General features: G+C 66.9%; 19 protein-coding genes and 1 pseudogene. 6 read left to right on the top strand and 14 right to left on the bottom strand.

The features are described from left to right. Nucleotides 1–50: 50 nt before the first annotated feature. The 5 genes from FBY36_RS04620 to FBY36_RS04600 form a co-directional block, all read right to left on the bottom strand. Nucleotides 51–1,208 carry an ABC transporter ATP-binding protein gene (locus FBY36_RS04620; protein WP_200830436.1) on the bottom strand — a complete coding sequence of 386 codons (1,158 nt, stop codon included), beginning with the start codon at nucleotides 1,206–1,208 and terminating at the stop codon, nucleotides 51–53. Further along, nucleotides 1,205–2,794 (bottom strand): ABC transporter permease, encoded by a 1,590-nt coding sequence (locus FBY36_RS04615; RefSeq protein ID WP_200830435.1) that lies wholly within the window; start codon nucleotides 2,792–2,794, stop codon nucleotides 1,205–1,207. Before FBY36_RS04615 ends, FBY36_RS04620 begins: the two co-directional genes overlap by 4 nt. A gap of 4 nt (nucleotides 2,795–2,798) precedes the next feature. Continuing rightward, on the bottom strand, nucleotides 2,799–3,857 hold the full coding sequence (locus FBY36_RS04610) for an iron ABC transporter substrate-binding protein (RefSeq protein ID WP_142117545.1): 1,059 nt from the start codon (nucleotides 3,855–3,857) through the stop codon (nucleotides 2,799–2,801). A gap of 181 nt (nucleotides 3,858–4,038) precedes the next feature. Further along, the gene (locus FBY36_RS04605; RefSeq protein ID WP_142117544.1) at nucleotides 4,039–4,617 is read right to left on the bottom strand and encodes a hypothetical protein; all 579 of its coding nucleotides are present in this window, start codon (nucleotides 4,615–4,617) and stop codon (nucleotides 4,039–4,041) included. Nucleotides 4,618–4,630: 13 nt separating this feature from the next. Next, nucleotides 4,631–5,779, bottom strand: a complete 1,149-nt coding sequence (locus tag FBY36_RS04600; protein WP_142117543.1) for a zinc-dependent alcohol dehydrogenase — start codon at nucleotides 5,777–5,779, stop codon at nucleotides 4,631–4,633. A gap of 196 nt (nucleotides 5,780–5,975) precedes the next feature. Between FBY36_RS04600 and FBY36_RS04595 the strand changes: the two genes are divergently transcribed. Next, complete coding sequence (locus tag FBY36_RS04595) at nucleotides 5,976–6,494, top strand: DUF2243 domain-containing protein (protein ID WP_142117542.1); 519 nt, start codon at nucleotides 5,976–5,978, stop codon at nucleotides 6,492–6,494. Nucleotides 6,495–6,534: 40 nt separating this feature from the next. Beyond that, nucleotides 6,535–6,621, top strand: a pseudogene (locus FBY36_RS21130) (hypothetical protein); the annotation flags it as partial. A 96-nt stretch (nucleotides 6,622–6,717) separates the two neighbouring features. Here FBY36_RS21130 and ctaD read toward each other — a convergent pair. Both ctaD and ctaC read right to left on the bottom strand, forming a co-directional pair. After that, entirely contained in the window at nucleotides 6,718–8,472 is a 1,755-nt protein-coding gene (gene ctaD, locus FBY36_RS04585) for an aa3-type cytochrome oxidase subunit I (protein ID WP_235008721.1), read from the bottom strand. A gap of 14 nt (nucleotides 8,473–8,486) precedes the next feature. Beyond that, entirely contained in the window at nucleotides 8,487–9,344 is an 858-nt protein-coding gene (gene ctaC / locus FBY36_RS04580) for an aa3-type cytochrome oxidase subunit II (RefSeq protein ID WP_200830434.1), read from the bottom strand. Between the two features lie 198 nt (nucleotides 9,345–9,542). Between ctaC and FBY36_RS04575 the strand changes: the two genes are divergently transcribed. Further along, on the top strand, nucleotides 9,543–10,382 hold the full coding sequence (locus tag FBY36_RS04575) for a carbon-nitrogen hydrolase family protein (protein WP_235008720.1): 840 nt from the start codon (nucleotides 9,543–9,545) through the stop codon (nucleotides 10,380–10,382). Nucleotides 10,383–10,398: 16 nt separating this feature from the next. Here FBY36_RS04575 and FBY36_RS04570 read toward each other — a convergent pair whose 3' ends face one another. The 7 genes from FBY36_RS04570 to FBY36_RS04540 form a co-directional block, all read right to left on the bottom strand. Further along, nucleotides 10,399–10,887 carry a hypothetical protein gene (locus FBY36_RS04570; RefSeq protein WP_142117540.1) on the bottom strand — a complete coding sequence of 163 codons (489 nt, stop codon included), beginning with the start codon at nucleotides 10,885–10,887 and terminating at the stop codon, nucleotides 10,399–10,401. Between the two features lie 36 nt (nucleotides 10,888–10,923). Then, nucleotides 10,924–11,646 carry a VIT1/CCC1 transporter family protein gene (locus tag FBY36_RS04565; protein ID WP_142117539.1) on the bottom strand — a complete coding sequence of 241 codons (723 nt, stop codon included), beginning with the start codon at nucleotides 11,644–11,646 and terminating at the stop codon, nucleotides 10,924–10,926. A 106-nt stretch (nucleotides 11,647–11,752) separates the two neighbouring features. Further along, nucleotides 11,753–13,078 carry a cytochrome P450 gene (locus tag FBY36_RS04560; protein WP_142117538.1) on the bottom strand — a complete coding sequence of 442 codons (1,326 nt, stop codon included), beginning with the start codon at nucleotides 13,076–13,078 and terminating at the stop codon, nucleotides 11,753–11,755. Nucleotides 13,079–13,183: 105 nt separating this feature from the next. Next, the gene (locus FBY36_RS04555; protein WP_142117537.1) at nucleotides 13,184–13,474 is read right to left on the bottom strand and encodes a hypothetical protein; all 291 of its coding nucleotides are present in this window, start codon (nucleotides 13,472–13,474) and stop codon (nucleotides 13,184–13,186) included. Between the two features lie 9 nt (nucleotides 13,475–13,483). After that, nucleotides 13,484–14,200: a GAF and ANTAR domain-containing protein gene (locus tag FBY36_RS04550; protein WP_142117536.1), complete on the bottom strand. Its 717-nt coding sequence runs from the start codon at nucleotides 14,198–14,200 to the stop codon at nucleotides 13,484–13,486. Continuing rightward, a complete protein-coding gene (locus tag FBY36_RS04545) occupies nucleotides 14,197–14,415 on the bottom strand; it encodes a hypothetical protein (RefSeq protein ID WP_142117535.1) in 219 nt (72 codons plus the stop codon). Before FBY36_RS04545 ends, FBY36_RS04550 begins: the two co-directional genes overlap by 4 nt. Next, nucleotides 14,415–14,672 (bottom strand): hypothetical protein, encoded by a 258-nt coding sequence (locus tag FBY36_RS04540; protein ID WP_142117534.1) that lies wholly within the window; start codon nucleotides 14,670–14,672, stop codon nucleotides 14,415–14,417. Before FBY36_RS04540 ends, FBY36_RS04545 begins: the two co-directional genes overlap by 1 nt. A gap of 252 nt (nucleotides 14,673–14,924) precedes the next feature. On the opposite strand from FBY36_RS04540, the gene FBY36_RS04535 reads away from it, so the two are divergent. Genes FBY36_RS04535 through FBY36_RS04525 form a run of 3 tightly spaced genes read left to right on the top strand, consistent with a single transcriptional unit; the run spans nucleotide 14,925 to nucleotide 17,858 of the window. Continuing rightward, nucleotides 14,925–15,278, top strand: coding sequence for a hypothetical protein (locus tag FBY36_RS04535; RefSeq protein ID WP_142117533.1), 354 nt, complete (start codon nucleotides 14,925–14,927; stop codon nucleotides 15,276–15,278). A gap of 26 nt (nucleotides 15,279–15,304) precedes the next feature. Beyond that, on the top strand, nucleotides 15,305–16,738 hold the full coding sequence (locus FBY36_RS04530; RefSeq protein ID WP_142117532.1) for a M20/M25/M40 family metallo-hydrolase: 1,434 nt from the start codon (nucleotides 15,305–15,307) through the stop codon (nucleotides 16,736–16,738). Further along, the gene (locus tag FBY36_RS04525) at nucleotides 16,719–17,858 is read left to right on the top strand and encodes a carboxylate-amine ligase (protein WP_142117531.1); all 1,140 of its coding nucleotides are present in this window, start codon (nucleotides 16,719–16,721) and stop codon (nucleotides 17,856–17,858) included. The genes FBY36_RS04530 and FBY36_RS04525 overlap by 20 nt, the downstream gene beginning before the upstream one ends. The last annotated feature ends 31 nt before the right edge of the window (nucleotides 17,859–17,889 follow it).

Here is a 17,889-nt window from a genome sequence, read left to right as displayed (position 1 = left end):
TTTCCGCCCGGTGTTTTTTCTGTGTCGGCAGTGGCGGGCAGGGCCGGAGCTCAGTCCTCCATGGGGAACGCGACGGCTTCGCCCACAACCCGCAGGCACAATTCCATGCCGGGCCGGGCGATCGAGGCGTTCCAGTGCCGGATGGTGATCACTTCGCCACCGCCGGGGTACCGGTGGTCGGTGTGTTCCGCCACTTCCTGGGGGACGTTCAGCTTCAGCCGCACTGTGGTTTCAGGACCGAAGTAGTCGGTGTCCACCACTACGCCGCGGATGGGGCCGTCCTCGGCGATGCGGATCTGTTCGGGCCGCAGCATCAACTGCACGCGTCCCTGCGCCGGCGGCCTCCGCACGGGGATTCCGCCCAGGGAGCAGGTGGCCAGGGACCCTTCCAGCCAGGCGTCCAGGATGACGGCGTCGCCAAGGAACTCGGCGGTGGCCCGGTCCGCGGGGCGGGTGTACACCACGAAGGGGTTGCCGATCTGGGCCAGCTTGCCGCCGCGCATGACCGCCACCTGATCGGCGAAGGAGAGGGCCTCGGCCTGGTCGTGCGTGACCAGGATGGTGGTGACGCCGGCCTCGGCCAGGACCTTGGCCACTGCACGGCGGGTGGCAACGCGGAGTCCGGCGTCCAGTGCGGAGAAGGGCTCGTCCAGGAGCATCAGCTCCGGTTCGCGTGCCAACGCCCGGGCCAAGGCCACCCGCTGCTGCTGGCCGCCGGAGAGCTGGTGGGGACGGCGCTTGGCCATGGACGCGTCCAAGGACACCATCTCCAGGAGCTCGGCCACACGGGCGGCCACGGCGCGGCGCCCGCCCTCAAGCTTGGCGGCATCCAGCCCGAAGGCAACGTTCTGGCCCACCGTGAGGTGCGGAAACAGGGCACCGTCCTGGGCCACGTAGCCGATCTGCCGTTTGTGTGCCGGAAGCCACGCACCCTCACCGGCCACGAGCGTTCCGTTCAGGGAGATGCTCCCGGTGTCCGGATGTTCAAACCCGGCGATCAGCCGCAGGAGGGTGGTCTTGCCGGAGCCGGACGGGCCTACGATGGCGGTGGTTCCGCCCTTGGCCACGGACAGGTTGACGCCCTTCAGGACCGCCTGCGGCCCGAAGTTCTTGGTGACGTCCGTGATCTGCAGGTGGCTGTTGGTGGTTGCGGCCACGGAGGGTGCCACCCGCGGCTCGGGCAGCCTGCGGGTTGATGGTGCTGTCACTGTCCGGCTACTTTCTTGGACTGTTGGAAGAGGAGGTAGGTCATGGGGGCCGAGAGCAGGATCATCAGCAGGGCGTAGGGCGCGGCACCCGCATAGTCGATTTCGCTGCTCTTGCTCCAAAACTCGGTGGCCAGGGTCCTGGTGCCGTTGGGGGACAGCAGCAACGTGGCGGTGAGTTCGTTGGCGATGGCAAGGAACACCAGGGCTGCCCCGCCCGCGGCGGCCGGCGCTGTGAGCCGCAGGGTAACGCGGATGAAGGCCAGCAGCGGCGGCTTGCCCAGTGCCTGGGCGGCCTCGTCGAGTTCCTTGGGGGCCTGTGCCAGTCCCGCCCGGAGGTTGACCAGGGCCCGCGGGATGAACAGGAGCACATACGCCGCCACCAACAGCCCCGCGGTCTGGTACACCCCGGGTACCAGGCGGATGCTGACGGTGACGAACGCCAGGGCCACCACGATGCCCGGCATGGAGCTGGTGACATAGTTGGACAGCTCCAGGGACTTGCTGAACCAGCCGGGGTGCCGGACGGCGAGGTAGGCCATCGGGAAGGCCACTACCGTGGTGGCTGCGGCGCCGGCAAGCCCGTAGCTGAAGGTGGTGAGGAGGGCCGGCAGGAACTCGGACGCAGTCCAGATGTCCGCCCCGCCCGCCAGGATCCAACGGATGACGTAGACCAGCGGGAGGCCGAACGCCAGGGCGGTCAGCGCCAGCAGGAAAAGCTGCGCGGGCCACTGGTAGGCGTGGAGCGGGAGCCGCAGGGCCTTGCCCTGCACCCCGGAGCCGATGCGGGCGTAGCGGGCGGTGCCGCGGCTACGGACCTCTGCCAGCAGCAGGAGCAGGCAGAAGAGCACCAGGACGCTGGCCAGCATGTTTCCGGCTGCGCCGTTGAACGTGGATTGGTACTGGGTCATGATCGCGGTGGTGAAGGTATCGAACCGGATCATGGCGAACGCACCGTATTCGGCCAACAGGTGCAGGCCCACCAGCAGCGCCCCGCCGGTCATGGCGATCCGGAGCTGGGGGAGGACTACGCGGAAGAACGTCCGCCAGGCGCCGAGCCCCAGGGCAGCCGCGGACTGCTCAATGGCCGGGTCCAGCCGGCTCAGGGTGGCGGCCGCCGGGATGTACACCAGCGGGAAATAGGACAGGGTGGAGATCAGGATGCCCGAGCCCAGGCCGCCAAGTGACGGGATGGCGGTAACCCAGGCGTAGCTGTTCACGAAAGCCGGGACGGCCAGCGGAGCGGCCAGCAGCACGGCCCAGACCCGGTGGCCGCGGACTTTGGTCCGTTCCACCAGCCACGCCCCCGCCACGCCAAGCAGCAGGCACAGCGGGATGGTGGCGGCCATCAGGAGCAGGGTGTTCAGCAGCAGTTCGCCCACGCGGGGCCGCAGGATGAGGCCGACGGCGGTGTCCCACCCGGTTGCCACCGTCATGTAGGCCACGTACCCCAGCGGGACAAGGGAAAAGAGGGCGATCAGCACCGCCAGGACGGACACCGCGGAAACGCCGAAAGGCGGGCGGGGGCTGTTGCCCCTGCCCGCCGTCGTCGTACTCCGCCTGGCGGGAGCCGATAGATCGGTGGTCACGGAATTAGAGGAGTCCGGCCTGGGTCATCAGATCGGTGACCTTTTCGGAGTTGAGCTTGGCGGCGTCAACCTTGGGAGCCTGCAGGTCCTTGATGGGAACCAGTTTGTCATTGGCGGGAACCTCGGAGCCGATGGCGTACTCGAAGGACGTTCCGTTCTTGAGGACTTCCTGGCCCTTCTTGCCCGTGATGAACTTCAGGAACTGCTGTGCTGCGGCCGCGTTCTTGGAGGACTTCAGCACGCCGGCGCCGGAGACGGACAGGAAGGCGCCCGGGTCCTGGTTCTTGAAGTAGTACGGGGTGACGTTGCTGGAGTTCTCGCCGGTCTTGGCCTGGTCGCCGTAGTAGTAGTAGTGGTAGATCAGTGCCGCATCCACTTCACCGGCGTTGACGGCCTTCATGGCCGTGCTGTTGCCCTTGTAGGCCTTGGAGTTCTCCTTCATGCCCTTCAGCCACTCCCCGGTGGCGGCCTCGCCCTTCAGTTCCAGCAGCGCGGAGACGATGGCCTGGAAGTCTGCGCCGGTGGGGGACGCAGCCCACTTGCCCTTCCATTCGGGGTTGGCCAGGTCAAGCATGGACTTGGGGAGCTGGTCCTCGGTGAGCTTGGTCTTGTTGTACACCAGGACGGTGGAACGGGCGGCGATTCCCGTCCACTTGCCGGTGGACGGCGCGAACTCGGCCGGAACCTGGGCCAGGGTGTCCTTGTCGACGTCGGCGAACAGGCCGGCGTTCTCCACCTGGGTCATGGCGGGGGAGTTCTCGGTGAGGAAGACGTCCGCGGGGGATGCCTGGCCTTCCTGGATGATCTGGTTGGACAGCTCGGTGTCCGAGCCCTGGCGCATGGTCACCTTGATGCCGGTTTCCGCCGTGAAGGCATCCACCCATTCCTTGGTGAGGCTCTCGTGCTGGGCGTTGTAGACCGTGATCCCGTCCGAGCCGCCGCCGTTGGAGGCGGCGGAGGAGGAGCTGTCGCCGGCAGGGGTGCCGCCGCCGCAGGCGGTCAGGCCAAGAGCTGCGGTGGCGGCGAGTGCGATGCCGGCCAGCGCGCTGTTACGGATCTTCATTGAGGCTGCTTTCGGTGGGGAAAAAAGTCTGCTTGAACCTAAGTCCTGGGGCACCGGAAAACAGTGCCTATGTCAGGAAACTGTAGGGTAGGCAAACCTAAGCTCCAAGCCGGAAAGCGCTTTAAGTGACGAGGTTCACATCAATTACGAAAACATGGCGTGACCTAATTACTCCCGCTCCTCAACGGCTTCCGCGCAGGGCCCGCACCACGGCCACAGCGCCGAGTCCAGCCAGTACCCACGGGCCCGCAACAATGGCCGGATCCATCCAGGAGTGGTTCACGTCCACCCGCTTCCCGGCCCTGGATTTGAATCCGTTGCCGGAGAATTCGCTGCCGATGCCGGTTTCGGTGACCGGATTGTCCGGCCGCAGCGTGGCCAGGGACTTCAGGTGGCTTTCCCACGCATCCACCCGGTCCGCGCCGATCAACAGCAGCCAGTGCGCCGCCCGCCCTTCGCTGTACCGGCGGTAGGCGTACCTGCGGATGGCACCGGAGGCGCCCTTGAGCGGGGCCGAGGTGCCGAAGACGGGCGGCAGCATGGCGTGCTCGATGGACCGCTCCCGGGGCTGCGCTTCGGGCTGCCGGTCAGGGAAGTCCCAGTGGGCACCGGTTTCTATGCCGGGCTGCTCGCGCGGGAACGACGGCCGGTCCTTCGGGTCCAGGTCCACGCCCCAACCGGGAATGCGGGCGCGCAGGGCATCCCGGCTTTCCGGCGGGGTGTTCTTGCGTGCCCGGTAAGGCGTTGCCGGTTCAGTCATGGTGCACTCCCTTTCAGGCCGTGGCGGAGATGATCAGGGGCTTGATGATGTTGTCCAGCTTGGCCGAGAACATGTGGTAGCCCTCGGCGATGTGCTCCAGCGGGATCCGGTGCGTGACCAGCTCGTTGGGTTTGAGGTAGCCGTTCCGGATGTGCTCGAACAGACGCGGCCACTGCCGTTTCACCGGGCACTGGTTCATGCGCAGCGTCAGGCCCTTGTTCAGCGCGTCGCCGAACTTCACGGCACTGAAGATGGGCCCGTATGCACCCACCACGGACACCGTTCCGCCCTTGCGGACCGAGTCGATGGCCCAGTTAAGCGCCACCGGAGAGCCGCCCTGCAGCTTGAACTTGGTGGCGGTCACATGCTGCAGGAAGTTCCCGTCCGCCTCGGCCCCCACCGCGTCAATGACGACGTCGGCACCCAGGTAGTCGGTCTGCTTCTTCAGGTGCACCACGATGTCGTCGTACTCGGCAAAGTTGAACGTTTCGGCGTGCGCGAAGCTGCGGGCCTTCTCCAGCCGGTAGTCCAGGTGGTCCACCACGATGACCCGGCCCGCGCCCATCAGCCAGGCTGACTTGGCCGCGAACAGGCCCACGGGGCCGGCGCCGAACACCACCACCGTGTCGCCTTCCACGATGTCGCCCAGCTGGGCACCGAAATAGCCGGTGGGCAGGGCATCGGTGAGCAGCACCGCGTCCTCTTCGTCCATCCAGTCCGGGATCCTGCTGGGCCCCACGTCGGCGAACGGGACCCGCACGAACTCGGCCTGGCCGCCGTCGTACCCTCCGCAGGTGTGGGAGTAGCCGTAGATGCCGCCCACCGCCGTCGCGTTCGGGTTGACGTTGTGGCAGTTGGAGTAGAGGCCACGGGCGCAGAACCAGCAGGATCCGCAGTAGACGTTGAAGGGAACCATCACGCGGTCGCCGGGGATCAGGTTCTGCACCGAGGAGCCCACCTGGTGCACCACCCCCGCGAACTCGTGGCCAAACGTCGTGCCCACCCGAGTGTCCGGCATCATGCCGTGGTAAAGGTGCAGGTCCGAGCCGCAGATCGCGCCGGTGGTCACCCTGATGATGGCGTCATTGGGATGCTCAATTTTGGGAATGTCTTTTTCTTCGACCCGGATTTTGTACGGGCCGCGGTACACCATTGCTCGCATTCGTGCCGCCTCTGTGGGTTGGCGGGCAGTGGGAGCGTCCCCTGGCGGGAACCGAACCCCGTTGCTTGAGGCCCCACCGCGATCCTCACAGGCTTCCATCCGGAGCCGATGAGGTCAAGGGTGCCTCCTCCGCTTGGGGCGGACGACGGCGGGTAAGGGCTTAAGGGAAAGGCGTACCGGGTGAAGGGGGATCGGGATGTCCAGCGAGAGTACCGGGGCGGCCGGCACGGGCACTGCCAGGGCACGTGCCGCCGTCGCGCCCGCGTTCCTTCTGGGGATGGGGCTGGGCGGGTTCGTGGACGGAATCGTGCTGCACCAGCTCCTCCAGTGGCACCACATGCTCACCCACACGGAGGCCGGCGGGGCAAAGACGGTCCCCGGCCTTGAGTTGAACACGCTGGCCGACGGGATGTTCCATGGGGCCATGTGGGTGCTGGTGGCTGCCTCGGCAATCCTCACCCTCCGCGCCGGCCGGAGCGGCACTTTGTCCCCGGAATGGGCCTTCCATACCGGCCTGGTGCTGCTGGGATGGGGCGTCTTCAACGTGCTCGAAGGCCTGGTGAACCACCAACTCCTGGGCATCCACCACGTCCGGGACGACCTGGGTGGGCCGCTGGCCTGGGACCTCGGGTTCCTGGCCCTGAGTGCTGTGCTGGCCGCTGCGGGCTGGCTGCTGTACCGGCGTGCTGCCCGCAGACAGCCGGCCGCCAATTAGGTAGCCCAATCGCTGGAAAAACCATCGGGGGGAGGAGTTCGGCCACGTGGAAATGCTGGCCGCCATGATCGCGCAGCTGCTGGAAAAGGCCGCCGGAACCATCCAGGACAAGCTCCACAAGGAGTAGGGCCCGGCATTAATATGCCGTTACCGCGCAAAATGCCGGCCCTGCCCGGATTCGGGCAGCGCCGGCATTTTCTTGTTGGTCGAAGCCGCGGGCCCGTTACTTGTTCGGGTTGGGGTCGCGGACGTCGTCTTCACCGATGTCCGCGGCACCCAGGACATCAGCCGCCGGGCCGTGCGCCGGCGGGTGCAGCCGGACACTCAGCTCCGGGTGGTGCAGGTCCAGGGCAGGGCGCTCCGAACGGATCCGGGGCAGCGAGGTGAAATTGTGCCGGGGCGGCGGGCAGGACGTGGCCCATTCCAGCGACGCGCCGAAGCCCCAGGGATCGTCTACGGTGACCTTCTTGCCGGCCCGCCAGGTGATGTAGACGTTCCAGAAGAACGGGATCAGGGATGCTCCCAGGAGATAGGAGCCCACGGTGGAGAACTGGTTCATGAAGGTGAAGTTGTCCTCCGGCATATAGTCCGCGTACCGGCGGGGCATGCCCAGGACACCCAGCCAGTGCTGGATCAGGAACGTGGCGTGGAAGCCCAGGAAGAGCATCCAGAAGTGGATCTTGCCCAGGCGCTCATTGAGCATGGTGCCGGTGAACTTGGGCCACCAGAAGTAGAACCCGGCGAACATGGCGAACACCACGGTGCCGAACACCACGTAGTGGAAGTGGGCCACCACGAAGTAGGTGTCCGAGACGTGGAAGTCCATGGGCGGGGAGGCCAGGATGATGCCGGTGAGGCCGCCGAAGAGGAACGTGGCCAGGAACCCCATGCTCCACAGCATGGGTGTCTCGAAGGTCAGCGAACCGCCCCACATGGTGCCGATCCAGTTGAAGAACTTCACGCCGGTGGGCACCGCGATGAGCATGGTCATGAAGGCGAAGAACGGGAGGAACACCGCACCCGTGACGTACATGTGGTGCGCCCATACCGTCACCGAGAGGGCTGCAATGGCAATGGTGGCGTACACGATGCCCTTGTAGCCGAACAGGGGTTTGCGGCTGAAGACCGGGAAGATCTCCGACACGATGCCGAAGAACGGCAGCGCAATGATGTACACCTCCGGGTGGCCGAAGAACCAGAACAGGTGCTGCCAGAGGATGGCGCCGCCATTGTCCGGATCGAAGATGTGGGCACCGAACTTGCGGTCCGCGCCGAGCGCGAACAGGGCGGCGGCCAGCGGCGGGAACGCCATCAGCACCAGGATGCCGGTGACCAGCGTGTTCCACGTGAAGATCGGCATCCGCCACATGGTGAGCCCCGGGGCGCGCATGCAGATGATGGTGGTGATGAAGTTGACGGAGCCCAGGATGGTGCCGAAACCGGACAACGCCAGGCCGAAGACCCACAGGTCACCGCCGATGCCGGGGGTGAAGGTGGTGTTGGACAGCGGTGCGTAGGCGAACCAGCCGAACGAGGCAGCGCCCTGCGGGGTGATGAACCCGGACACCGCAATGGTGGAACCGAACAGGAAGAACCAGAACGCCAGCGCGTTCAGGCGGGGAAACGCCACGTCAGGGGCGCCGATCTGCAGCGGCATGATGACGTTGGCGAACCCGGCGAACAGCGGGGTGGCGAACATCAGCAGCATGATGGTGCCGTGCATGGTGAACAGCTGGTTGTACTGTTCCTTGGTCTGCAGGATCTGCATGCCGGGTTCGAACAGCTCGGCGCGGATCAGCAGGGCCATCACGCCCCCGGCACAGAAGAACACGAAGGACGAGATCAGGTACATGTACCCGATGGTCTTGTGGTCGGTTGAGGTGATCCAGTTGACGACGATGGTGCCTTTGGAGCGCCGGACCACTGCCGGTGCCGCTGTGGCCGCGGTTCCGCCCATTCTCTGGCCTGTGGTGGTCATGTCGGTGCCCTCCTTTACTCTGCTGCTTCCGCGGCCTGCGGTGACGGGGCTGAGAGCGGCTGCCTGACATACTCTTCGCCCAGGCTGCCGGTGTTGCCCTTGGCCTTCAGGTCGGCGATGTGGCTGTCATAATCCTGCTGGCTTACCACCCGGACCTTGAAGAGCATTTCGGAGTGGTATTCGCCGCAGAGTTCGGCACACTTGCCCATGTATTCGCCGATGCGGTTGGGGGTGATGTTGATGTAGGGGTTGTACTGTTCGTGGCCCGGGTACAGGTCGCGTTTCTGGAGGAAATCCACCACCCAGAAGGAATGCTGCACGTCGCGTGACTGCAGGTGCAGCTCCACTTTCTTTCCCACCGGAAGGTAGAGGGTGGGCAGCCGGTCCGGGGCGCCATAGTCGCCGGTCAGGTGCGCCTGCTGTCCGGCGTCCTCGTGCACCTGCTCCTTGACGTAGTTGAAATCCCAGGACCACTGCTTGCCGAAGACGTCGATCACGACGTCCGGGTTGGGATAGCGTGCATCGATGGCCCGCTGTTCCCGGTCCGTAAAGACGAACAGGACGCCGATGACGATCAGCGGAATCGCCAGGTAGAACACTTCGAGCGGAAGGTTGTAGCTCAGTTGCGCGGGGAACCCTACGGTGTTCTTCCGGCGCCGGTACGCCACGATGACCCAGATCATCAACCCCCAGGTGATGATGCCCACCACCAGCGCGGCGATCCAGGAGTTGACCCAGAGGTCGGTGATCAGCGCGGTGTTGTTGGTGGTGTCGCGGGCTCCGGGCAGGAAGCCGCGGGAAACCAGATCCGAGCAGGAAGTCAGTGCCGGCAGCACCATGAGGCCTGCACCCAGCCCTGCCAGGCGCCGCATGCTGTGCTTTTTGGATGGCTTATTACCCACGTATGGTCCCTCCGGCACGCTCCAGAAGCCCAACTGCATGAGCCCGCCACTGGCCCGGGGACCAGCGGGTTGTGTGCCTTACCCTACGCGCGGAGGATGCTGATGGGAAGGGGTTGTGCAGCGGCCGGCAAATTGCCGCCGGGCACCCCTCCGGGTGGAAGGACAGCCATGGATTCAGAGAGCATGACCATCGCGGCAGGGCAGTTCAGTGCCGGCACGGATAAGGCAAAAAATACGACGGCGGCCGGGCGGCTGATTGCGGAGGCCGCGGCTGCGGGGGCGGACCTGGTGGTCCTCCCCGAGTCCAGCCTGTACGGCACCAGCGAGGCGGCCACCACCATCGCGGCAGTCGCGGAGGACCTGGACGGTCCCTTCATCCGGAGCATCGCTGCGTTCGCGAAGGAGCAGTCGATAGCGGTGGTGGTGGGGACCTATGAACGGGTGGAAAGCGGTCTTCCGTACAACACCCTGGTGGCTTTGGACAGCCAGGGGAACATCCGGGGCTGCTACCGGAAGACCCACCTCTATGATGCGTTCGGGTACCGGGAAAGCGATGGCATCTCGGCGGGCAGCGCGGAGGAACCGTTGGTGTTCAGCCTTGGCGGCTTCCGGTTTGGCGCGTTCACCTGCTATGACCTGCGGTTTCCGGAGAGTGCGCGGGCAGCCGTCGACGCGGGAGCGGACGTCCTGCTGGTGCCCTCCATGTGGATCCGCGGACCGGGCAAGGAGGACCACTGGTCCACGCTGGCCAAGGCGCGGGCCATCGAGAACACGGCCTACGTCCTGGCGGCCAACCAGTGCGGCCCCCTTGCCACCGGCTTCTCCATGGCAGTGGATCCGGCCGGGGTGGTGGTGGCCAACGCGGGTGAGGAGCCCGGCCTGATCCTGGCCCGCCTCAGCCGGGACCGGCTGGAGCAGGTGCGTAGGCGCGTGCCGGTACTCGCGAACCGCCGATACGCCGTCGTACCTCTTCCGGAGCCTGCTTCACGCTCGAGGCCGCGCCGCTGAGCCCCGGGTCGCGCGGCTAGCGCGTCCCGGCCCAGACGGACACAGCCCCGGAGTGTCCGGTCACGATGCTTTGGTACACCAGGAACAGTCCCGCCAGGATGCCCAGCGCCGACGTGGCAGGGAGCAGCCAGCGGGATTCCAGGAGCCCGCGAAGGCTCCGGAAGGCGGGCCGGCGCGTCAGGACCGACGGGAAGGCCGCGGCGATCTGGGCAGCCACAGCCACCAGGAACAGCACGGTAACGTAGCGGAGGAAGCTTCCCTGGTCAGCGTGCTCCTCAACCAGTTGCGACAGCCCCTTGGCCTTCTCCAGCTGTTCCCCCGCCTCGGCCGTGACGATGGACAACGGAACCAGCAGCAGTGCCAGGACCCCCAGCGGCCAGGCCAGATACCGCCTGCTCCGCCGCAGCAACGCGAACACCACTGCCGCAAGCCCGGCCAGTGGGGCCAGGACCACCACGCCGTGAATCAGCAGAATATGGGCCGGAAGGCCTGCGATCTCCAGCACGGGAACTCCTGATCGGTAGCGGGTGTGTGGAAAAGACTATGCGATGCCGGTGGTGCCCAGCAGGCTTCCCACCGCGAACGTGAAGGCCATGGCCAGCGCCCCGCCCACCACCAGCCGGATGGTGGCCTTGCGTTTGGAGCTCCCGCCGATTTTGGCGCTGATGGTGCCGGTCAGTGCGAGCGCCAGGATGACGGCAACAAACGTGACCGGGATGCGCGCCTCTTCAGGCGGGAAGATGATGGCCAGCATGGGCAGCACGGCCCCGACGGTGAACGCGATGGCGGAGGCGAAGGCTGCGTGCCAGGGGCTGACCACTTCCTCTTCGTCAATGTTCAGTTCGGCGGAGAGGTGGGCCTTCAGGGCGTCCTTTGCCGTCAGTTCCTCGGCCACCGTCCGGGCCGTGGCTTCACTGAGTCCCTTGGCCTGGTAAATGTGCGCGAGTTCTGCCAGTTCGCCGTCGGGATCGTCCCGGAGTTCCTGGCGTTCCTTCTCGATCAGGGCCCGCTGGCTGTCACTCTGGCTGCTGACGGAAACATATTCGCCCAGGGCCATGGACACCGCTCCGCCCACCACGGCGGCGGTGCCCGCCACCAGGATGGGTGCCAGGTCATTGGTCACGCCGGCCACGCCCACCACCGTGGCCGCCACGGAGACGATGCCGTCGTTCGCGCCGAGGACGCCGGCGCGCAGCCAGTTCAGGCGGGCTGCCACGCTGCTGTCGTGCGGTTCGTTGTGGCTCAGCTTGAGGGTTTCAGACATGCTGGCAGTAAAGCACTGCGCGGATCCCGGTGCCACGAAGGTTTGCATCCCCTAACCGCATCCCGTGACTGCACCCGCTGACAACGGCAACAAGTGGCCGCCCACCTCACGCCGGGGACACCCGGAACCGCAGCGCAAAGTGGTTCAGCGTGCCGGGCAGCGGCCGGTCCGGGGACAGCCGGGCGGATTCCAGGGCGAAGGTGTCTTCCCGGAGCAGGCGGGCGAGCAGGGCGCTGGTCATCAGCAGCACCAGTTGGCGGCCGGGGCACCGCGCGGGGCCGTCGCTGAAGGGGACCACGCCCCAGCTTTCGGGGTCCCCGGACATCGCATCCTGCTGCAGCCACAGTCCTGGATCGAAGGAATCGGCCTGCCGGCCGTCACGGTGGAAGTAGGGGACATAGACCAGCACCCCGCAACGGGCCGGCATGGTCCCGTTGTCCCACTCGACCGGGCGCGAGGTCTGGCGCAGCACCATGGGCGTCGTTGGCCACAGGCGTACGGACTCCAGCACGCAGGCGCGCAGGAACGGCAGGTTCCGGCCACCGGACGTATCGCCGGCCATCTCCTGCCTGGCCTTCGCCGCCTGGTCAGGATGGGCGGCCAGCAGCGCCAGGGCCCGGAAGGCTGCTATTCCGGCCGCGTCGAAGGCGAACAGCCATTGCGGGACCTGGTCGCTTGGTGCTGAAGGGTCCGCGTCAGGTTTGCCGCGCAGCACTGAGGCAAGGCTGCCCGGGGCGGCGGCGTCGATCCCTGCGCGCACCCGCCGGCGGAACTCTGCACGGACATTGTCCCTGCGTGGCTTCAGGCCGGACCAGTTGGCGTCCTTCCGCAGCCGGGCCAGCATGTCGGTCAGCTCGACGTCGTCCCTGGCCGCATCGCCGAACACCACCCGCCGGACGGCACGGTGCCAGGCGGCAGTGAACAACGGCCAGTCAAGGATGCCGGTGTCGGCACCTGCCGCGGCGAGCAGCGCATCGGCTTCCTCCTCGATGACCGGCAGGAAGGAGTCCGCCATCCGGTGGACCGGGCTTGAAGTATCCAGCGCCTGCTCCTGCAGGGCACGGCGGGCACTCCTGTCGGCCCCGGTGGAAACCAGGACGTTGCGGGGCTCGAAGTGCGCCATTGCGCCCCGTTTTTCGCTGCTCGCAGAGGAGAAAGGTTCCGGTGTTTCGGCCAGGACCCGGTGGAGCTGGTCCGGCCGCAGGATCAGCGCCTGCTTCCGGAAGGGGAGCCGGAGCAGCAGCGGTCCAGCCGGATACTTGCTGTCCAGCTTCTGCATCCGGGCCACCGCCCGCCGGTCAAGGTCCAGGCGGTCCGCAACGGCCTCCGCCCGGGGCCGCCGGATCAGGGGACCTTTGGCCGCCGTCGGAAGGAAAACGTCCAGCATAAACAACGCTGTGTCGCGGATGCCGGCCTGGGGTAGCGGACTCATGGTGCCTGCTTTGCTCTCGGGAGGATAACCGTGACGTACCCTTCCCAAGCACAGCTAGACGCGGCCCTGCCGTGCACCCGGGGCGTGCACCGGCCGCCCCAGGCTTTACCGGCCGGACGACGGGCCGCTGGGTCCCGTGCCCTTCATCTGGTCCGCGTACGGGGCATGCAGCGGCGGCTTCTCGGCGATCATTTCGTTGCAGGCCAGGGCCAGCAGGTCACGCTGGATGACGGGCAGGGAGATGAGGCCCTGCAGGTAGGCCTGAACCTCGTACTCACCTGCGGAACCGGTCATGCTGAAGTAGCGCAGCCATAATTCACCTACTGTGATGTCAGCCGCAGTCAACGCATCCTTAAGCTGGCTGCGCTGCTCCGGTTCATGCGGATCAAACCCCACCGCTGCCCCCTACAAGCCTGCAGGCGGCACCCTGGTGGCCAGCTGCTCGCTGGCCTCAACCAGGGTGGCACCTGACACCCGCGCGTTTTGGATTAATTGCTGTAAGGCCCGTTCATGGCTGATGCCCTGCCGCTCCATCAGCATGCCGCAGGCACGATTGATGGTGTCCCGGCTGGCCAAGCTCGCCTTAAGGCTTTCTGCCATCCGGAGCGGGGCTTCGGTTCCCTGGATGTGGGCCAGCAGGGTGGCTGCAGTTTCGGCAAAGAGGGCCAGGGCGCGCCCCGTTGATTCGTCGTATTGGCCTGGCAGGGCTGAATAGATCTTGAAGGCGCCCAGCGCTTCCTTGCCGGCCACCAGCGGCGCGCTCACCACCGACCGGACCGGGAGTGACGCCACTGCGGTTTGCCACCGCGGCCACCGGGTATCGGTTTGGAGGTCCTCGATGATGACCACTTTTCCGGCCGCCCAGGACGTAAGGCAGGGGCCCTCACCCAGCTCGTACTGGGCAGCGTCCAGCTTCTCCACCAGGGAGTCGGTGGCCGCGCTGCTCGTGCGCTTGCCCTCGGCATCCAGCAAGGACACGCCGGCACCGGGACTGCCCGGCAGCGACTCCTTAATGGCCTTGGCCAGGAGTGAGACCGCGCGGTCCACCTTCTCCTCCGTCAGCAGGAGCCCGCGGATGCGGGCCACGGCAGCGGTCAGATCGTCCAGCGGCAGCTGTGTCATCCCGGCACCGCGTCATCCTGGTCCGGGATCTCCATCTGGAACCCGCAGGCGCAGCGCAACACCCTGGTGGCCAGGTATACGCCCAAGGCCTCGGGCAGCCGCTCGCTCACGTAGCTGCCGTGGATGGTGCGCATCTCCGCGCCGGCAGCGCCCATCGGTTCTCCGCAGTGCATATAGTGCCCGTTGAGATACAGCACGTCGAACTGGGTGGACATCAGGCCACCGCCGGGTAGCTGCAGACGATGTAGTCGGCGGCGGCGGGGCCGGTCATCCGCAGGTGGCTGTTCCGGACGTCCACGCCGCAGCGCAGCATGCCTGCCCGGAAGGCCTGGTCGGATTTTGGCGCCCGGCCGTGCAGGGCTGCCCAGCTCACGTAAAGGCCGTAGAGGCAGTCGGGACCCAGGGGAAATTCGTCGAAGGGGTCCGGGTGCGTGGCTTCGTCAAGGAACTGCTGGAATTGCGATAATGCCATGTCAAAGGCTCTTTCGCTTCTGCATCCTGCGCCGCCGTTGCACTACAGCAGCTACTCCACGCCGGCCTGTGCAGGGGGCCGGGGGAGGACGGGGCATGATTCCCGTCACAAGTTCGAATTTACCTGAGCAGTCGGGGGATGTACAGCCGGGCAGGCGCAGCTCTGTACCAACGCCAAACCTTTGGGTACCGTGAAACAAGTAAGCGTACTTACTAAGTTCCAAGAAGGACCCACAACAGCAAGGGAGGAACCATGAACAACCCATCCCAGGACAACAGCGCTCCCCGCCACAGCGACCTGCCCCTTCCGGATTACGACCATCTGCCGGTAGGAACGCTGCCCACGCGGATCACGGGCCTGACGGAAGCGGACGTGCACCAGCTCATCAGCTACGAGAAGGCGCACGGGAACCGCCTGCCCGTCCTGCAGGTCCTGGAGCACCGCCTTCAGGCCCTGCAGAACGGGGCGGAGCCAAGCGGCACCCAGACTCCGCCCACGCCCGAGGTGTCCGGCGGCCAGGGTTCGCAGCAGCCTGCCAGCGTGCCGGGCCCGCCCGTCAACCCACCGTCCCAGGGCGTACCGACCAACCCTGCGCAGCCGCGTTAACCGGACCGTAGAACGGGGGCGCGGAGATGGCGGGGGAAGAGCACGACGACGTGGGGCGGCTGCGTGCCTGCGTCCGGTCGCGTCAGCCGGAGCTGGAGCGGCGGCTGGCGGAGTGGGTGCGCGTCCCGGGCGTCCTGGGAGTTCCCGAACACTCCCAGGACCTGCTCCGCTCGGCCAACTGGCTCGCCGCCGAATTCCGCGAAGTGGGCTTCCCCGTGGTGGAGGTGCTGCCCACGGGGGAGTCCCACGCCGTGTACGCGGAGTGGTGCAATGCCGCCGGAGCGCCCACGGTCCTGGTCTACAGCCACCATGACGTCCGCGAGGTGAAGCCGGAGAACTGGGCAATGACCACGCCCTTTGAACCGGTACTCCGCGAAGGCCGGCTGTACGGCCGGGGAAGCTCCGATGCCAAGGGCCAGATCCTGGCGCACCTTGAGGGACTCCGGGCCCACCTGCAGGAGACGGGCACGCCGAAGATCAACCTGAAGTTCCTCATCGAGGGCGAGGAAGAAGGCGGCTCACCGCACCTGGCCAAACTGCTGGAGGACAACACGGAACGGTTCGCCGCGGACCTGGTCCTCTTCTCCGACACCCTCCTCTGGCACGCCCGGCACCCGGCCGTCTGTGTGAGCCTGCGCGGAATGCTCAGCGTGCACCTGGAGGTGTATGGGCCCGGGCGGGACGTGCACAGCGGCGCCGTGTCGGGCAACGCGCCCAACCCCGCCTTCGAGCTTGGCCGGCTGCTGGGGCTCCTGCATGACCAGGAAGGCCGGGTGGCGGTTCCCGGTTTTTACGACGACGTGGACCCCCTCCCGGCCAATCTCCGGGACGCGCTGGCGGACCTGCCCTTCAGCGAGGAGGACTGGCTGGAACGCTCCGAAACCGGCGCAATCACCGGCGAGAAGGGATACACGGTGCTGGAACGGCTGTGGCTGCGCCCCGCCGTCGAGGTCACCTCCATCCTTGCCGGCGACCCGCTGGGCGTGTCCCGCGCCGCCGTTCCCGCTGTTGCCTCGGCGGACCTCAGCTTCCGGACCGTTCCCGGCCAGCGCCTGGAAAAGATCGCGGAGCAGCTGCAGGAGTGGGTGGCAGCCACCGTCGGCGACGCGTACGGGTTCAGCCTGGTCCCGGACCTGGAAACGGCACAGGAACCCTACGTGACGCCGGACCATCCAGCCGTCGCCGCCTTGGAAAAGGCCATGGCGCGTGGCTTCAACGCCGAACGGGCGGGGCGGATGGGCAACGCCGGCGGCGGACCCGCGGAGCTCCTGGGACGCAGCCTCGCGGCGCCCGTACTCTTCTTTGGCACCGGGCTGGTGGAGGACCACTGGCATGACAGCGACGAGAGCGCCAGCCTTGACGTCCTGATGGACGGGGCCCTGACGCTGGCCTGCTTCTGGGACGAACTTGCAACCATGCAACGGGAGAAGGGCGACGACGATGGACACCTACGGCAATGAGGGCACCGGCGGCGCCGGCGCGGGCAAGCGGACCTTCGGCATTGAGGAGGAGCTGCTCCTGGTGGACCCCGCGAACGGGGAAGCCGTGCCCATGGCAGGAGACCTCCTCAACCTCTACGTCCGCCCCCTGGAAGCCGGGGCCGGGCCCGTCCTCACCGCCGAGTTCCAGCAGGAAATGATCGAGGTGGTCACCCCGCCGCACGCCACTCTGGCATCGCTTGAGCAGGACATCGTGGCAGGACGGGCCATCGCCCACCAGGCGGCAGAGGACGTCGGCGTCCGGGTGGCCGCTCTGGGCACCTCACCGCTCCCCGCAGATCCCCACCCCGTACAGCTCCGCAGGTTCAAGGCAATGACAGAGGAGTACGGGCTGACCGCAAGGGAACAGCTCACCTGCGGCTGCCACATCCACGTCTCCGTGGAGTCGCCGGAGGAAGCCGTGGCCGTGCTGGACCGGATCCGCATCTGGCTGCCGGTGCTCATCGCGCTCAGCGCCAACTCGCCGTTCTGGCACGGCAGGGACAGCGGTTACGCGAGCTACCGCTCCCAGGTGTGGAACCGCTGGCCCTCCGCCGGGCCGCTGGACATCCTGGGCACTCCGGACGCCTACCACCAGCTGGTGCACGACATGGTGAGCACCGGCGTCGCCCTGGACGAGGGCATGATCTACTTTGACGCCCGCCTCTCCCGGCACTACCCCACTGTGGAGATCCGCGTGGCCGACGTGTGCCTGCGGCCGGAGAACACCGTGCTGCTGGCGGGCATCGCCAGGGGCCTGGTGGAAACCGCGGCCCGCGAATGGCGGGAGGGGACGCAACCGGTGGCGGTGCCGTCCGCGCTGCTGCGGCTGGCCGCCTGGAAAGCCAGCCGCTGGGGCCTCCGGGGCGAGTTGCTCGATCCCCAAACGCACCGCCCTGCGCCCGCGCTCGCCGTCGTAAATTCCCTGCTGAACCATGTCCGTGGGGCGCTGGAGGACATGGATGACCTGCACCGGGTGGAGGACCTGGTGGACAGGGTGCTCGCCGGCGGCACCGGGGCGGTACGGCAGATCGAGGTGCTGCACCGCACCGGGGACCTGGAACGGGTCGTCCAGGACGCCGCCGACTGCACCGTGTCCTAGAGCCAAGCCGTTCTAAAGCCGGGCGCGGCCG

It is taken from the genome of Arthrobacter sp. SLBN-122, from assembly GCF_006715165.1.
GTDB lineage: Bacteria > Actinomycetota > Actinomycetes > Actinomycetales > Micrococcaceae > Arthrobacter.
This window is presented reverse-complemented; position numbering and strand designations above follow the sequence as displayed.

Coding starts and splice junctions, on each gene's coding strand:
- FBY36_RS04530 (WP_142117532.1), top strand. CDS start 15,305: ATGGCGGGGGAAGAGCACGACGACGTGGGGCGGCTGCGTGCCTGCGTC.
- FBY36_RS04525 (WP_142117531.1), top strand. CDS start 16,719: ATGGACACCTACGGCAATGAGGGCACCGGCGGCGCCGGCGCGGGCAAG.
- FBY36_RS04610 (WP_142117545.1), bottom strand. CDS start 3,857: ATGAAGATCCGTAACAGCGCGCTGGCCGGCATCGCACTCGCCGCCACC.
- ctaD (WP_235008721.1), bottom strand. CDS start 8,472: ATGACCACCACAGGCCAGAGAATGGGCGGAACCGCGGCCACAGCGGCA.
- FBY36_RS04550 (WP_142117536.1), bottom strand. CDS start 14,200: ATGACACAGCTGCCGCTGGACGATCTGACCGCTGCCGTGGCCCGCATC.
- ctaC (WP_200830434.1), bottom strand. CDS start 9,344: ATGCGGCGCCTGGCAGGGCTGGGTGCAGGCCTCATGGTGCTGCCGGCA.
- FBY36_RS04565 (WP_142117539.1), bottom strand. CDS start 11,646: ATGTCTGAAACCCTCAAGCTGAGCCACAACGAACCGCACGACAGCAGC.
- FBY36_RS04595 (WP_142117542.1), top strand. CDS start 5,976: ATGTCCAGCGAGAGTACCGGGGCGGCCGGCACGGGCACTGCCAGGGCA.
- FBY36_RS04605 (WP_142117544.1), bottom strand. CDS start 4,617: ATGACTGAACCGGCAACGCCTTACCGGGCACGCAAGAACACCCCGCCG.
- FBY36_RS04545 (WP_142117535.1), bottom strand. CDS start 14,415: ATGTCCACCCAGTTCGACGTGCTGTATCTCAACGGGCACTATATGCAC.
- FBY36_RS04535 (WP_142117533.1), top strand. CDS start 14,925: ATGAACAACCCATCCCAGGACAACAGCGCTCCCCGCCACAGCGACCTG.
- FBY36_RS04540 (WP_142117534.1), bottom strand. CDS start 14,672: ATGGCATTATCGCAATTCCAGCAGTTCCTTGACGAAGCCACGCACCCG.
- FBY36_RS04560 (WP_142117538.1), bottom strand. CDS start 13,078: ATGAGTCCGCTACCCCAGGCCGGCATCCGCGACACAGCGTTGTTTATG.
- FBY36_RS04600 (WP_142117543.1), bottom strand. CDS start 5,779: ATGCGAGCAATGGTGTACCGCGGCCCGTACAAAATCCGGGTCGAAGAA.
- FBY36_RS04575 (WP_235008720.1), top strand. CDS start 9,543: ATGGATTCAGAGAGCATGACCATCGCGGCAGGGCAGTTCAGTGCCGGC.